This window comes from Bacillus cereus group sp. RP37 (genome assembly GCF_040459695.1).
Classification (GTDB): domain Bacteria; phylum Bacillota; class Bacilli; order Bacillales; family Bacillaceae_G; genus Bacillus_A.
The window spans coordinates 3,915,662-3,931,412 of record NZ_JARVHP010000001.1 but is presented as its reverse complement, the minus strand read 5'-3'; the positions used below and the strand labels follow the sequence as shown (position 1 = coordinate 3,931,412).

Sequence of the window (15,751 nt, the reverse complement as noted above, 5' to 3'; positions counted from 1 at the left end):
GAAACGATATGGTGCAAATAAGTAGTAACTTTCTCTTTACCGCATTTATTTTATATTTGATTGCCACTCTATTTTTCGGGGGAGCAATTAAAGAAAAGGGTCATAAATGGGCAAATGTAGGAATAACGATTACAATTTTAGGGTTTATTGCACAAACAGTATATTTTGTAACGAGGTGGATTGCATCAGGTCATGCACCAGTTAGTAACTTTTTTGAATTCGGTACGTTTTTCGGCATGATGCTTGTCGGAGCATTTATTGTCATGTATTTTATGTACCGCGTAAGTATAATTGGACTATTTGCATTGCCAGTTGCTCTTTTATTAATTGCCTATGCAAGTATGTTTCCAAGGGAAATATCTCCGCTTATCCCATCTTTAAAAAGTAATTGGTTACATATTCACGTGACGACTGCAGCAGCAGGACAAGCAATCTTAGCAATTAGTTTTATTACGGGTGTTATGTATTTATTGAAAAATGTAGACCAATCAACGAGAACTAAACGTACATTTTGGTTAGAAACGGTCGTGTTTACACTTGTTTGTACAGTTGGGTTTATTGGAGTAACAACGGTATTTTCTAGTATGAAATATGAAGCGAAGTTTCAATGGATTGATAAGAATGAGCAACAAATGGAGATGAAGTACAATCTTCCGGCTTTAGTTGGACCGCATGAAGGAAAGTTATTGACAGAAAATAAATTAGAGCCGCCAGTTGAAGTTCCAGCGATTGTAAATGCGAAAAAATTAAATACTGTAATTTGGTCTGTGTTAGTCGGAACGTTACTTTATATCGTATTAAGGCTTACTTTACGTAAACGAGTATCAGCGGCGCTTCAGCCGTTAGTGAAAAATACGAATAGTGATTTGTTAGATGAAATTGGATATCGGTCTATTGCAATTGGATTCCCAGTGTTCACATTAGGTGCACTAATTTTTGCGATGATCTGGGCTCAAATAGCGTGGACACGTTTTTGGGGCTGGGATCCAAAAGAGGTTTGGGCGCTTATTACTTGGCTCTTTTATGCGGCGGTATTACATTTACGCTTATCAAAAGGGTGGCACGGAGAGAAGTCAGCATGGTTAGCGGTAATTGGTTTTGCAATCATTATGTTTAATTTTATTGTAGTAAACTTAATTATCGCGGGTTTACATTCATACGCATAGAGAAATAAAATAGGAGAGTGAATGTCACTTTCCTATTTTATTTTTGTCAACTTTTCTTCTTTTTTGAGAAAAACATGACAAAGTAGCAGTTGATTTTGTAAAATGATGTCGAGGACATTATATACTGTTCAAAAAAAATACATAGTTTTGGAAAAAAATTGAACAAAATTTATTATTCTTGTGAAGCATAATGTGGAAAGTGAAACATTTAGAGAAGTGCTTAAATAAACGAGAATAGCGCAACATAATAGTATAGAAGGGTAGGTGTGAACCGTTGTGGTAAAAATACACAGCGGGTAAAAATGGAAAATGAATCAAGAATTTTAATTGTAGATGATGAGGATCGTATCCGCCGTTTATTGAAAATGTATTTAGAAAGAGAACAATACACAATTGAAGAAGCGGATAATGGTGATACAGCTTTAGAAATGGCGTTACAAAATGATTATGATCTAATCCTATTGGATCTTATGATGCCTGGTAAAGACGGTATCGAAGTATGTAAAGGGGTTCGTGAGAAGAAAGCAACACCAATTATTATGCTGACAGCAAAAGGTGAAGAAGTAAATAGAGTACAAGGGTTTGAGGTAGGAACGGATGATTATATTGTGAAACCATTTAGCCCGCGTGAAGTAGTGCTTCGTGTGAAAGCGGTATTACGTCGTGCTGTACCAACAACATTCTTTACACAAGATACAACGACAAAAGATGTTACTGTGTTCCCTCATTTAACAATTGATAATGATGCACACCGTGTTACAGCAGATGGTAATGAAGTGAACTTAACACCGAAAGAGTACGAATTACTATTATTCTTAGCGAAAGCGCCTGATAAAGTATTTGATCGTGAGCAATTGTTAAAAGAAGTATGGCAATATGAATTCTTCGGAGATTTACGTACAGTGGATACGCATGTAAAGCGTTTGCGTGAGAAGTTAAGCAAAAAATCACCAGATGCTGCGAAGATGATTGTTACCGTTTGGGGCGTAGGTTACAAGTTTGAGGTTGTGAACGACTGATGCTTTGGAGAAGTGTAGTAGGGAAGTTATGGATGACCATATTACTTCTCGTTTCGTTTGTGCTTGGATTTGTTGCGATTTTACTTTCACAGTTTTTTAGAACATATTATGTTGATATGAGTGAAGCAAGGCTTCAAAAAGTTGCAACAAGTGTTTCAGAGTTAATTGAAGAAGGTGCCGATGTAAAAACGATTGAGAATATCGCGTACAAATTCTCTGATCCACTTTCAAGGATCATTATCGTAGAAGATGGTAAAGAAATATCTTCTTCGCCGAAACAAGAAGGGTTAGTCACTCTTACAATGAATGATTTGAAAGAAGATAAAGAATTAGCGGCTGTTTTTACAGACAAAAAAGAAATTAAGAATAACATTAGAAAAGCCTCTAATAGTAGAAAGAATAAAAACACTGAAAATGATATTATGATTGTCGGAAAACCAGTACAGTCAAAAAATCAAAGTGCAGTGTTTGTATATGAATCTTTACAAGTGCCGATACAAGGTATGGAGAGAACTACGGATTTCATTTTCTTATCAGCAGGGATTGCGATTATATTAACAACTTTCTTTGCATTCTTCTTGTCTACTCGAATTACAGCACCACTCCGTAAAATGCGTGAGGTTGCTTTTGAGGTGGCGCGTGGGAAGTTTGATGCGAAGGCTCCTATGGTATCTCAGGACGAGATTGGCGAGCTTGCAACGGCCTTAAATCAAATGGGGAAACAGTTGAAGTTTAATATGAATGCCCTGCAGCAAGAAAAAGAACAGTTAGCTAGTATTTTAAGTAGTATGGCAGATGGGGTTATTACATTAAATCAAGAAGGTGAAGTCGTTGTAATCAATCCGCCGGCTGAACATTTCTTACAAGTTTGGCAAGAAGAAAAGGAAGTAGAGTTGAGTAAAAAACTACCTTCTGAACTTGTTGAGCTATTCCATCTCGTTGTAGAAAGCGAACAACAACAAGTGGTTGAAATTAATTTACAAAAAGGTAACTATGTAGTTCTTATGACGCCGCTTTACAACCAAACGAAAATTCGTGGAGCTGTAGCTGTATTGCGTGATATGACGGAAGAACGTCGTCTTGAGAAGATGCGTCAAGACTTTATTGCGAATGTATCACATGAACTTCGTACACCGATGGTAATGCTTCAAGGGTATAGTGAAGCGATTTTAGATGATATTGTGCAAACGAAAGAAGAAATTAATGAGTTTGTTCAAATCATTTATGATGAATCCGTTCGTCTAGGTAAACTTGTAAATGAATTATTAGATTTAGCACGTATGGAAAGCGGTAATGTAGAGTTACATATAGGTGAAGTTGATATTCATCCTTTCGTTGAAAAAATAGGTCGTAAATTCCAAGGAATTGCAAAGGATAAAGAAGTCGCATTAACGGTTGATTTCCAAAATCCAATTGAGCAATACCCGTTTGATGCAGATCGTATGGAACAAGTATTGACGAATTTAATTGATAACGCAATTCGTCATACGAATGCAGGCGGACATGTAACGCTTGTAATTGATACGAAAAATAATGGGCTTATTTTTGAAGTGCAAGATTCGGGTGCCGGCATTCCAGAAGAAGATATTCCATTTTTATTTGATCGTTTCTACAAAGCTGATAAAGCAAGGACACGTGGAAAAAAAGGTGGAACAGGACTCGGACTTGCGATTGCAAAAAATATTGTGCAAGGCCATGATGGCAAAATTGCTGTTTCAAGTGTTGTTGGAGAGGGAACTACATTCTCTGTATATTTACCAAATCGTATAATTTAGATATATGTTTTTAAAGTTGATAATACATAAAGTTCTACTGTTTTTTATTTTTTTGTAAATAAATAATAGTAGAACTTTTTTTCTATCGTAGTCGAATGAAGAATAATAAGAGGGGTGTCGTGAAGCGATGAAATTATACACAAAAACAGGAGATAAAGGGATAACAAGTGTAATAGGCGGCAGAGTGGATAAAGATGATATCCGAGTTGAAGCATATGGCACGATAGATGAGGCGAATTCTCATATTGGATATGCGATGACGAAGCTACAAGGCGGGTCTTTTGGAGATATTTACAATGAACTTGAAAATATTCAACACGAACTATTTGATTGCGGGGGAGACTTGGCGATAGTAGAGGGGAAAATTTCTTATAAAGTAAAGATCGAAATGGTCGAAAGCTTAGAAAGAAGGATTGATTCGTATATAGAAGAAGCACCGCCGTTAGAGCGCTTTATTTTACCAGGTGGAAGTGAGTCGGCAGCAGCTATTCATATTGCACGTACAGTTGTAAGGCGGGCAGAACGATGTATCGTGTCTTTACAAAAAGAAGGGGAAATAAATGAAGTTGTTCTAAAGTATGTAAATAGATTATCTGATTATTTGTTTGCAGTAGCTAGAGTAATAAACGCTCGATTACAAGTAAAAGATGTGGAGTATAATCGCAGTGCAATCGTTTTTCGTGATAAAAAAGAAAAGGAAGTGGAGTGATTCACTTTCTTTTTTTGTATACTTTTTTCTGTAATATACCAAAATAGAGAAGGTATGGTGTTAATTAGAAAACGGAGGATATATATGAAAGTGTTAAAATGTGGCGTCATGTTATTGACAGTACTGTTTTTATCTCAATTACATGTGTACGCAGATGGAAATCGATGGACATGGCCTGTTGAAGGGCAGATAAGTGATTATTTTGGGACAAGGCATGGAAAACACTACGGTATAGATATAGCGGCACCGATCGGCGCGCCTGTGGCAGCTATTCAAGAGGGGAAGGTAACAAAGTCTTATTATTCAAGTAGTTATGGAAACGTTGTATTTATTAAACATGGAGAATATGAGGCTGTGTATGCACATTTAAATAAGAGATATGTAGTTCAAGGGGATAATATTTCAAAAGGAAAAATAATTGGAGAAGTAGGAAATACGGGAGAATCGCGAGGTGCACACTTACATTTAGAAGTTCATCAAGGTAGATGGACGATGGCGAAAAAGAATGCAATGAATCCATTGCTTGTTTTAAATGAACAAAGAAATGAAGTCGTTTCCTCATCGTTATATGTCGTGCAAAAAGGGGACACTTTAGTTAGTATTGCCCGGAAATTTAGTATGACAGTTAAGGAAATTAAAGAAAAAAACGGCTTGCAGCAAGAGCTGATTTATCAAAATCAACAATTATACGTAAAGTGAAAAAAAGAGCTAGTTTAACTAGCTCTTTTTTACCAAAAAATAAAGACACATATAAATCCAGAAATAGCTAAGTAGCTATATAAGTAAAATACTTTTGTTCTTGTTTTTTCGTTTGTTCGAAACAGTACAATAGTCGGTTCAATTAAACCGATTGTCAAACAAAGTAAACCAAGAAGCATACAGCCGATTGAAATGGAGTACAAGGCGATTTGTGGTGCTTGAAATGGAATCATCCATTTTAATAAAAATGCAATAAGTGCAGTGTAGCAAATGCTGCCGATGTATTTATTCAACGGTGCATTAGAACGGAAACCTGGAAGTTTTTTTAAGAAAGAGCGGGAAACAACTTCAGTTTGTAAAGATGTATGCTCTTCGATTATCTTTTGAGCTTCTTTTCCTTTTTGAAAAAGGGATAATATCCAGTTCCGCTCACCTTGAAAAATAAATTGAGAAGTTGTTAAATAATGATCCACCTTCACTTTATTCCAATTCTTCCACGGATGACGCTCACACAATTTTAATTTACTCTCTGTTTTTTTATCATACTGATAAATACTGATGCCATCTTCGTCGAAAGCAGCATAGTATGTCTCTCTTGAGAATGTGCCTAAATCAATTGGACAGTAGAAAAGTAATTCTTTTTTTAAATAAAAGTATTCTTTTCTTAAGTTTTTTTTCATTGTTTCTCGAATAGAGTGTCTCTTTTCTTTCTTCATGACATTTCCTCCATAATCCAGAAAATGTTCTTATCTTAACAATTCAACATCTTATCACTTTTAATTATATATGACTAGGGGATTCATAGGAGAAATGCCGAATTGTAAAAAAACTGGGGTGTATTGTAAAATATAGTGATTGGTTTTTGATTATATAAAATTAATAACTTATTTTTAATAAGTTACACTTTTTTTGTTCACAATACAATCGTGTTGTTGTATAATGAAGTGGAAAATAGAATATCGGTCTATCTTCGGGGCAGGGTGAAAATCCCGACCGGCGGTGATGAACTATATGTGATTTTGTTCTAAGCCCGCGAGCCGTTAAGGCAGGATTTGGTGTGATTCCAAAGCCGACAGTACAGTCTGGATGGGAGAAGATGGAGGTTCAAGCGTTCAAAAAAGATATGAATTTGAACGTCTGTTTGATGTGCCTTAAATTCTCCCTTTGTGTAAAACACAAAGGGTTTTTTCGTTCTATGAAAAAGTAGGCATAGCAGAACCTTTCCACTTTCCATGAGATGATCGATGGAAAAGGAGAGAGAAAGATGAAACAAAAAAACAGTGTAGTGCAGATGGTGAGTGTAGCAATGCTAAGTAGTATTGCATATTTACTGATGATGTTGGATTTCCCGTTCCCAGGGCTTCCGCCATTTTTAAAAATTGATTTTAGTGATGTACCAGCTCTAATTGCTGCGATTATTTTCGGGCCAGTTGCAGGGATAATTGTAGAGGCGATAAAGAATATTTTACATTACGGGATTCAAGGGAGTTTAACGGGAGTGCCAGTTGGAGAAATTGCTAACTTTATTGCAGGATGTTTATTTATTGGACCGGCAGCTTTCTTATTTAGGAAGTATCGTACTGTTAAGAGCTTAACGACAGGATTAATGCTAGGGACAATTACAATGGCGCTCATTATGAGTGTATTAAATTACATCATTATATTCCCAGCTTACACTTGGTTTTTAAATTCACCAGCTATGTCTAGCGAGGCTATAAGAACAACGGTTGTAACGGCAATCTTACCATTTAATTTGATTAAAGGAATTGTTGTGACAATTGTATTTGTAGCGTTATTCTCACGCCTGAAAGTATGGGTGTTTGCAAAAATGAAAAATGCATAAAATATAAAGTGAAACTTTAATCAGTGGGGGTTTTGTTCCTCTCCCGCTGATTATCATTCCTCACCAATCGGGCCTTTACGGGCAGCCCGACCCTCACCTAACTTCTTTGTTTTCGTTGAATTTTGAGGTGGGGGTCTTACGGCCTGGCAAATAGCGGGGTAAAATAAAACCATTAGTAGTATGGAACTACTAATGGTTTTTTATTAAGGAGAATGAAAATAAAAAAACAAAAAATACCCCTCTAATTAATGAGGGGTATTTTTTGAAGTTAATAAAAGACTATTCGAATTTTAAAGCATCGCCGTCGAATGATTCGTCAGCAACTTTAATTGAGTCAGTTGGACAACCTTCGAATGCATCCATCATATCTTCAACTAATACATCTGGAATTTCAACGATACCTTGGTTATCGTCTAACGTTACAAATGCAATACCTTCATCATCATAATCATAAATGTCTGGTGCAGCAGCGCCGCAAGCACCACATGCGATACAAGTATCTTTATCAACGATTGTATATTTTGCCATCTTTTTTCCCTCCTGATAATATGTATGTGAAAAGCTCGCCATAAAAATTATAATCTTATTGTAAAACGGTTTTTAAAACTTTTCAACATAAAATTATAATGATAATGCTTATCAATTAGAGTGTCAACTAATTTTTGAATTATGTCATAAGATTTTCAAAATACGTAAATGTTATTTCGTTTGGTACAATAGAATATATACAAGTATATATTGCCGATATGATAAGTTTAATCAGTAACGGTAGACGTTGTAATCATACAAAAAAGCAATTAAGTTAGATTGAAAGGTGGAAGCGGTAATGCAACTACAATATACTTTATTGTATTGTTTAAAACAATTGAATGGTGAAAGGACCGTTTCTTCTATTTATTATTTATTAAAGGGAAAACGTTCTTCGCAAACGTTACAAGATGGAAATATGTTCCGAATTTCTTTTTTGTTTGGAATATATAAATCGTTAAATAGAACTGAATATGATCGTGAAGTTGCAAAGTTGTTGCAAGCAGATTTGATTCAAGAAATACATGAAAATACATATTTGTTAACATCTAAAGGTAAAATGCAGTTACATACATGGGAGGAAGTGTATGCTTTTCCAGCGCATTTACATGGTTTGCACTATGGTGAATTAGGTGAAACATTTTGGAAAAGATTATCATTAATTATTCAAACTATATCTAATTTACAACAGAATAATACGAAGTTTATTCCTATTCAACAAGATACAGAAATAATGGTGTGGGTAAAACGCTTTTTAACAGGTATACCGTATAGGCGAAGTGAATTGGCAAAAAGATTATGGGGAGAAATACATAATCTTCTAGGAAAAGGTAATGCGATAGAAGCGACGATTGTAACATATCGATTAACAGGATATAAACGTATCGGTTATACATTGCAGCAATTAGCGGAAATTACGAAACAAGATATATTCAGGGTGTACTTTTTATTTTGGGGTACAATTCACTTCCTTATACAAGAAGTTCGTGATAAAGAAAATGAATTTCCGCTATTAGCTGAGATTATCTCTTATCCAAATGAGAGAGCTGAACTATTTAGTTTATCAACGAAAAAAACATATAATTTTTGGAGACAAGGGCGCTCTTTAGATGAAATAGCGACAATTAGAAATTTAAAGGTTGCAACGATAGAAGATCATTTTGTTGAAATTGCATTGCGAGAGAAAGATTTTTCTATCGAGATGTTTATGGAAAAAGACAAAATAGATAAAGTAACAAAAGTAATTGATGCATTACAAACACGTAAGTTGCGTGAGTTGAAACAAGCGGTTGGAGAAGATATCTCCTATTTTGAGGTCCGTCTTGTATTGGCACGGATGGAGGGTATAAATGAAACTTGAGGAATATTTATATAGGTGGTTTGGATATTCTGAATTTCGTCCAGGTCAAAAAGGGGTAATTACAGATTTATTGGAAGGAAAAGATGTTATAGCGATGCTTCCGACTGGAAGAGGGAAGTCTATGTGCTATCAACTTCCAGGGCTAATGCAAGAAGGAACCGTGCTTGTTGTATCACCATTATTATCTTTGATGGAAGATCAGGTTACACAATTAAAGTATGTTGTGAAAAACCGAGTGATAGCATTTAATAGTTTTCGGACAGTATATGAAAAAAGAGAAGCGATGAAAAAATTAGCTTCATATAAATTTATTTTTGTTTCACCAGAGATGTTGCAGTCGGAATTGTTAATAAGAGAATTGAAGAAAGTTCATATTTCATTATTTGTTGTGGATGAGGCTCATTGTATTTCGCAATGGGGTTATGATTTTAGACCAGACTATAAAAAACTAAATGTAGTCATTGAGAATATCGGGTCTCCTGCGGTGCTAGCATTAACAGCAACAGCGACGAAAGATGTACTTCGAGATATAGCAGAGAGTTTGAGTTTAAAGAATGTTGCGCAGCATGTATACTCTATTGATCGTCCAAATATTGCAATGGAAGTACAATTTGTGGAGACGATAGAAGAGAAGAAAGAAGCGCTTTTGGACCAGGTGATGTATTTACAAGGGCCAGGGATTGTATATTGTTCAAGCAGAGCGTGGACAGAACGTTTAACGGAATATTTAAGAGGAAAAGGCGTGACAGGTGTCGCTTTTTATCATGGCGGTATGGAACATGAAGAGCGTATGTTAATTCAACAGCAATTTATGAATGACCAGTTGCAGCTTGTAATATGCACAAGTGCTTTTGGTATGGGAGTAAATAAGTCGAATACGAGATATATTATTCATTTCCATTATCCGACTAATATAGCTTCTTATTTACAAGAAATTGGAAGGGCTGGAAGAGATGGTGAACCGAGTATAGCTATCTTACTATGTAGTCCGTTAGATCACGATTTGCCAATTTCAATAATTGAAGATGAATTGCCACGTCAGTCGCAAATAAAATTTTTATTTTCTTTACTACAAGAAAGAATGTTTCAAACGAAAGAATTACCAATAGAAGAGGTAGAAGAAATTTGTTATAATGCAGCAAGATTTAATGAACAATATTGGCGTTTCATCCGCTATCATCTCGAACAGCTTGGAATCATACAACAGCGAAAATTAAAATTAGAGAGCTTGTCAGATGAAATTATGAACAGATTAATAGCTGAAGTAGAAATAAGGCTGCGTAATAAATATAGTGAGCTAGAAAACATGAAATCATGGATACAAGTGAAAGGATGTAGACGTGAATATTTGCTGCAACAGTTCGGTTATAGAAAAGAGAACGAGTTAAAAAATTGCTGTGACTATTGTAGTATTACAAAAACAGATTATAAAAAAAGACAAGCGCAACAATCGGATTTCGACTATAATTGGGAAACAGAGTTACAAAAGCTTTTCGGTCTAGAAAAGATGGGGGAATGATGAACATTCAAAGGCATAATATTGAAGATATGAGTCCGAAAGAAATAAGGCTGAATCTGTATATCACACAGTTCATTATTATCGGTATCGGCTGTTTACTAGCGTATATATTATTCCGAGATATAAAATCGGTGTATAGTCTGTGGAAATGGGAACCGGTGTCTATACTTATAATAGGTGGCTTATTAGCAATTGGTATTGTGTTATTAGATTATGTTGCAATGCGAGTATTTCCAGAGTCTTGGTTTGATGATGGTGGTATTAACGATAGGATGTTTCAAGGAATGTCAGTTATGCATCTACTCGCTATTACGTTCATTATCGGTTTTGCAGAAGAATTTTTATTTAGAGGTGTAGTGCAGACGCACTTTGGAATTGTAATAGCGAGTTTAGTATTTGCAGTGTTACATATTCGGTATATAAAAAAGCCATTTTTGTTTTGTTTCGTCTGTTTCATTAGTTTTGTCTTTGGTTATGTATTTGAATGGACAGGAAATTTGTTTATAACAATCTTTGCACACTTTCTTGTTGATTTTATAATGGGACTCCAATTAAGAAAATAAATGGAAGGTGGTGGTGAACAACATGAGAAAACGAATTCCTGATTTTGAAGAGGAATTAGAAGTTGAGCGAGTAGAAGAAAAAGAAGGTTTACCGCCGCGTAGTGAAATTCATAGAAATAAAGAGAAAAAACAAAAGTTTAAAATGAATCATATTTTCGTCCGAGTTTTAACATTTCTATTCATATTACTACCAATTAGTATCTTATGGTATACAGATAAATATATTCAAGTGAAAAGTGATGGTAATAACGCTGGAAAAAGTGCATTTGAGGTCATTTTCTTTGATTCAGCTAAATCTGAGTCACCATCTGAGAAAGTAGTAACGCATACGGTGAAAGAGGGAGAAACTTTAGAAAGTATAGCGAAGCAATATTTTTCAGATGAAACTGGGATCGAAGTGATTAAAAAGTATAATGATTTACAAGAAGATAAAGTGAGTGTGGGTCAAGAAATAAAAATTCCGATAAAAGATAAGTCCGCAAAGCAGGAGAGCTAGTAAAATACTTGTTATAAAAACTGAGGATTATCTTTATGAGGAAGGGAGTAAAAAATATATGATATGGATTATCTTATTAAGTACTCTCATATGTATTGGTATTATATTTCTTCTTGTAATGTATACAGAAGCAATGCGTAATACTGTGTTAGAACATACTTTAATATTTGAAGAATTTCCGAAAAGTTTTCAAAAAGTAAAGGTGTTTTTTATTTCTGATATTCATAGAAGAGTCATTCCAAGTACGTTAATTGAACAAGTAAAAGGAAAAGTAGATCTTGTAATTATTGGTGGTGATTTAGCGGAAAGAGGTGTCCCTTTATCAAAAATCTCTGCAAATATACAAAAGTTAAGAGAGATAGCTCCTGTATATTTTGTATGGGGAAATAATGATTATGAGATTGAATATCACGAATTAGATGCTTTGTTATTAGAAAATAATGTGAAAGTTTTAGATAATACAAGAGTTATATTTGAGTCTGAATTAGGAGAGAAAATTTGTTTGCTTGGTGTAGATGATGTTGGTTTGAAACGAGATCGTTTAGATTTAGCGTTGGCTGATTGTAAAGAAGATGGTTTTCGTATATTAATTAGCCACAACCCTGACATATTAAATAAAATGTCTGGAAAAGAACAAATTTCACTTGTGTTAAGTGGGCATACACATGGAGGACAGATTCGATTATTCCCGTCTAAAAAATATTTAAAAGGTGGCGTATATAAGCATTCCAATGTGACTCTTTTTGTTAGTAATGGATATGGAACGACGCTGATTCCACTTCGCTTTCGAGCACCTGCTCAAACACATATTATTACGTTATGCGGAGGGAAATGATGCCAACTCTAAACGGAAAATATAACATAAAAGCTGTTTCGAATATAATTGGAGTTCAGCCGAGTACGCTTCGTGCGTGGGAAAGACGATATCAAATTATTGCCCCAAAGCGGAATCATGCGGGGCATCGATTATATACAGAAGAGCATATTCAAATTTTGAAATGGTTAATGGACAAAGTTTCTTCTGGTATGATGATTGGACAAGCAGTTCAATTATTAGAAGGGAATCGTTTGCAGAGTAATGTTCAAGAAGAAATACATTACGATAAAGAAGTTGTTTTAGTGGACGATTTACTACAAGCTTTGTTAAAATTTGATGAAATTACAACTTCTGCATTGTTAAACGAGGCTTTTAGTATTTATGCAACAGAAAAAGTTATAGCAAGTATGATTCTTCAAGTGACAAATAAATTGTTAACGTTAAAAAATAATAATGAAGTTACAATGGTGCAATTCCAATATGTCGTATCATTTTTACAAACTCGTCTAGGAATGGTGTATCATAATGCATCATCGTTTTCTTCTATACACAAAGTTGTTGTGTTAGAAAATAATATGTTGAAAGGATTTGTTTTCTCAACGTATTTACGCTTAAAAGGATATGAGGTGATATATATTAGGTCGAACTTAGCAGAAGATAGTATTTTGTTAGCTGTTGAGCAAATACAGCCTACATATGTAGTAGTCTCTTTTGATGACGGAAGAGAACTTAAGAATGCGATGAATTACTTGAGTTTGTTGCAAGAAAAAAGTGAGAACCTTTCTGCTGGGTTTATAGGAAAAATAGGTGCTCGAGATCAGTTGAACATTCAAACAAGCTTAATTGGTGATACGAAAGAAGAATGGGATGATTGGTTAAAAATGTTAGAATAGTTGTTCGAAAAGAACCATCTATTTTCTATTTCATATAATAAAAATTATATTCACTGGTTGCGCAGGGAGGGTATGAGATGAGGCTGGAACGATTAAATTACAATAAGATAAAAATTTTCTTAACATTTGATGATTTATCTGAACGAGGATTAACGAAAGAAGATTTGTGGAGAAATGCACCGAAAGTTCAGCAATTATTTCGTGATATGATGCAAGAAGCAAATAAGGAACTAGGATTTGAAGCGGATGGTCCGATTGCAGTTGAAGTATTTTCTCTACAAGCGCAAGGAATGGTCGTAATTGTAACGAAAGAACATCAAGATGTGGATACAGATGATGAGTTCCGTGACGAGTTTATTGAAATGCAAGTGACTCTAGATGAAAGCGAGCATATACTTTATGAGTTTGCTACACTAGATGACGTAATTAACCTGTCGAATCGTTTATATAACCTTGATGTAACTGGCGGAAAGCTATTTACGTGGGATGGGCGTTTCTATCTTTGGATGGAAGAAGAGGAGCAAGTTCAATTACTGAAGGCAGATTTTATAGCTATTTTAGCGGAATATGGTAATCCGTCTACAGCAACTATTTATCGTTTAATGGAGTACGGTAAAGAATTAATGGCTTCTCAAGCAATTGAACAAATACACCATTACTTTGTAAAAAAACAAAACCTTAGCTAATATAACATGGCTAAGGTTTTGTTTTTTTATTTGGAAAAACTAAAAGTATGGTCTGAAAATTTCAAAACGACTCATGGTATAGAGTGAATTATAAATACTTGAGCATTCTTTATTGTATTTAAATATATCTTTTCAAGGCGCTGTATGTAAGTGAAATAAAAAATATTTAAATATTTAAGTATTTTACTTTTCTAAAAGCAATAAAAGGACTATAATGATAGTGAAAACGCTTGCAACAGAAAATAGTTTGTATATATTTGTTAGCGTTTTCTATTGCATTCCAAATTTAACGGTGTATACTAGGCAATGAAGGTTTACTAAACAAGTGAAATTACAGGGGGTTTACTTACTATGGTAGCCGAAAAGGGAACTCAAACAAAAACACAACAACAAAGGGAACAACATTTTGAACTATTGAATTCGACACAAATTGTTATTAGTGAAGCATTAGAAAAATTGGGTTATCCAAACGAAGTATATGAATTATTAAAAGAACCAATTCGTATGATGACAGTGAAAATACCAGTTCGTATGGATGACGGGACTGTTAAAATATTTACAGGATATCGTGCACAACATAATGATGCTGTTGGTCCAACGAAAGGTGGAATTCGCTTCCATCCGAATGTAACAGAAAACGAAGTGAAAGCACTTTCAATCTGGATGAGTTTAAAATGTGGTATTGTTGATTTACCATACGGCGGAGGTAAAGGTGGAATTATCTGTGACCCGCGTGAAATGTCATTCCGTGAGTTAGAAAGATTAAGCCGCGGTTATGTACGAGCAATTAGCCAAATCGTAGGACCGACGAAAGATATTCCAGCTCCAGATGTATTCACAAACTCTCAAATTATGGCATGGATGATGGATGAATATAGCCGTATTGATGAATTTAATTCACCAGGATTTATTACAGGTAAGCCACTTGTATTAGGTGGATCACATGGACGTGAAACAGCAACGGCGAAAGGTGTAACAATTTGTATTCGCGAAGCTGCAAAAAAACGCGACATTGATATTAAAGGTGCGCGCGTTGTTGTTCAAGGATTCGGTAATGCTGGTAGCTTCTTAGCTAAATTTATGCATGATGCAGGCGCGAAAGTTATTGCAATCTCAGATGCTTACGGTGCATTGCATGATCCAAACGGATTAGATATTGATTATTTATTAGACCGTCGTGATAGCTTCGGTACAGTAACAAAACTATTTAATAATACAATTTCAAACAAAGAATTGTTAGAACTTGATTGCGATATTTTAGTTCCAGCTGCAATTGAGAACCAAATTACAGAAGAAAATGCTAATAATATTAAAGCAAAAATCGTTGTTGAAGCTGCAAATGGTCCGACAACATTAGAAGCAACTAAAATTTTAACAGATCGCGGCATTTTACTTGTTCCAGACGTATTAGCAAGTGCTGGTGGTGTAACGGTATCTTACTTCGAGTGGGTACAAAATAACCAAGGTTACTACTGGACTGAAGAAGAAGTAGAACAACGTTTAGAAAAAGTAATGGTAAGATCATTTGATTCTATTTATGAAACAGCACAAGTTCGTAAAGTGAACATGCGCTTAGCAGCGTATATGGTCGGTGTTCGTAAAATGGCTGAAGCAAGTCGCTTCAGAGGTTGGGTATAATATTATATTGTGAGAAAACGTGATTCCTTTCGAGGGAATC

16 protein-coding genes and 1 riboswitch are annotated in these 15,751 nt (G+C 34.9%); of the genes, 14 read left to right on the top strand and 2 right to left on the bottom strand.

What is annotated here, in order from left to right; translation table 11 throughout:
- The first annotated feature begins 8 nt into the window (after positions 1 to 8).
- From resC to QCI44_RS20695, 5 genes are all read left to right on the top strand, one after another.
- Positions 9 to 1,166 carry a cytochrome c biogenesis protein ResC gene (gene resC / locus QCI44_RS20715; protein WP_016088667.1) on the top strand — a complete coding sequence of 386 codons (1,158 nt, stop codon included), beginning with the start codon at positions 9 to 11 and terminating at the stop codon, positions 1,164 to 1,166.
- Positions 1,167 to 1,468: 302 nt separating this feature from the next.
- Positions 1,469 to 2,185 carry a DNA-binding response regulator ResD gene (gene resD, locus QCI44_RS20710; RefSeq protein ID WP_000426861.1) on the top strand — a complete coding sequence of 239 codons (717 nt, stop codon included), beginning with the start codon at positions 1,469 to 1,471 and terminating at the stop codon, positions 2,183 to 2,185.
- Complete coding sequence (gene resE, locus QCI44_RS20705; RefSeq protein WP_098986187.1) at positions 2,185 to 3,960, top strand: sensor histidine kinase ResE; 1,776 nt, start codon at positions 2,185 to 2,187, stop codon at positions 3,958 to 3,960. Before resD ends, resE begins: the two co-directional genes overlap by 1 nt.
- A gap of 127 nt (positions 3,961 to 4,087) precedes the next feature.
- Positions 4,088 to 4,669 (top strand): cob(I)yrinic acid a,c-diamide adenosyltransferase, encoded by a 582-nt coding sequence (locus QCI44_RS20700; RefSeq protein ID WP_016088664.1) that lies wholly within the window; start codon positions 4,088 to 4,090, stop codon positions 4,667 to 4,669.
- Positions 4,670 to 4,753: 84 nt separating this feature from the next.
- The gene (locus QCI44_RS20695) at positions 4,754 to 5,368 is read left to right on the top strand and encodes a peptidoglycan DD-metalloendopeptidase family protein (RefSeq protein ID WP_016088663.1); all 615 of its coding nucleotides are present in this window, start codon (positions 4,754 to 4,756) and stop codon (positions 5,366 to 5,368) included.
- A gap of 29 nt (positions 5,369 to 5,397) precedes the next feature.
- Here QCI44_RS20695 and QCI44_RS20690 read toward each other — a convergent pair whose 3' ends face one another.
- On the bottom strand, positions 5,398 to 6,084 hold the full coding sequence (locus tag QCI44_RS20690; protein ID WP_016088662.1) for a hypothetical protein: 687 nt from the start codon (positions 6,082 to 6,084) through the stop codon (positions 5,398 to 5,400).
- Positions 6,085 to 6,330: 246 nt separating this feature from the next.
- Positions 6,331 to 6,470, top strand: a riboswitch (FMN riboswitch).
- 162 nt (positions 6,471 to 6,632) lie between these two features.
- Between QCI44_RS20690 and QCI44_RS20685 the strand changes: the two genes are divergently transcribed.
- The gene (locus tag QCI44_RS20685; protein WP_000810851.1) at positions 6,633 to 7,211 is read left to right on the top strand and encodes an ECF transporter S component; all 579 of its coding nucleotides are present in this window, start codon (positions 6,633 to 6,635) and stop codon (positions 7,209 to 7,211) included.
- A 279-nt stretch (positions 7,212 to 7,490) separates the two neighbouring features.
- Here the strand turns inward: QCI44_RS20685 and QCI44_RS20680 are convergent, their stop codons facing one another.
- Complete coding sequence (locus tag QCI44_RS20680; protein WP_002171129.1) at positions 7,491 to 7,739, bottom strand: ferredoxin; 249 nt, start codon at positions 7,737 to 7,739, stop codon at positions 7,491 to 7,493.
- Between the two features lie 298 nt (positions 7,740 to 8,037).
- On the opposite strand from QCI44_RS20680, the gene QCI44_RS20675 reads away from it, so the two are divergent.
- The 8 genes from QCI44_RS20675 to gudB all read left to right on the top strand — a co-directional run bounded on the left by QCI44_RS20675 (position 8,038) and on the right by gudB (position 15,711).
- Positions 8,038 to 9,099 (top strand): YpbB family protein, encoded by a 1,062-nt coding sequence (locus QCI44_RS20675; RefSeq protein WP_016088661.1) that lies wholly within the window; start codon positions 8,038 to 8,040, stop codon positions 9,097 to 9,099.
- Complete coding sequence (locus QCI44_RS20670; protein WP_098986189.1) at positions 9,089 to 10,618, top strand: RecQ family ATP-dependent DNA helicase; 1,530 nt, start codon at positions 9,089 to 9,091, stop codon at positions 10,616 to 10,618. Before QCI44_RS20675 ends, QCI44_RS20670 begins: the two co-directional genes overlap by 11 nt.
- Positions 10,618 to 11,181, top strand: a complete 564-nt coding sequence (locus QCI44_RS20665) for a CPBP family intramembrane glutamic endopeptidase (RefSeq protein WP_033660049.1) — start codon at positions 10,618 to 10,620, stop codon at positions 11,179 to 11,181. The genes QCI44_RS20670 and QCI44_RS20665 overlap by 1 nt, the downstream gene beginning before the upstream one ends.
- A gap of 22 nt (positions 11,182 to 11,203) precedes the next feature.
- Positions 11,204 to 11,677 carry a LysM peptidoglycan-binding domain-containing protein gene (locus QCI44_RS20660; RefSeq protein ID WP_016088658.1) on the top strand — a complete coding sequence of 158 codons (474 nt, stop codon included), beginning with the start codon at positions 11,204 to 11,206 and terminating at the stop codon, positions 11,675 to 11,677.
- A 58-nt stretch (positions 11,678 to 11,735) separates the two neighbouring features.
- Positions 11,736 to 12,512: a metallophosphoesterase gene (locus QCI44_RS20655; RefSeq protein WP_016088657.1), complete on the top strand. Its 777-nt coding sequence runs from the start codon at positions 11,736 to 11,738 to the stop codon at positions 12,510 to 12,512.
- The gene (locus QCI44_RS20650) at positions 12,512 to 13,387 is read left to right on the top strand and encodes a MerR family transcriptional regulator (RefSeq protein ID WP_116349055.1); all 876 of its coding nucleotides are present in this window, start codon (positions 12,512 to 12,514) and stop codon (positions 13,385 to 13,387) included. The genes QCI44_RS20655 and QCI44_RS20650 overlap by 1 nt, the downstream gene beginning before the upstream one ends.
- Positions 13,388 to 13,464: 77 nt before the next feature.
- Complete coding sequence (locus tag QCI44_RS20645; protein ID WP_098986191.1) at positions 13,465 to 14,073, top strand: genetic competence negative regulator; 609 nt, start codon at positions 13,465 to 13,467, stop codon at positions 14,071 to 14,073.
- A gap of 351 nt (positions 14,074 to 14,424) precedes the next feature.
- On the top strand, positions 14,425 to 15,711 hold the full coding sequence (gene gudB, locus QCI44_RS20640; protein WP_000225171.1) for an NAD-specific glutamate dehydrogenase: 1,287 nt from the start codon (positions 14,425 to 14,427) through the stop codon (positions 15,709 to 15,711).
- Positions 15,712 to 15,751 lie beyond the last annotated feature (40 nt).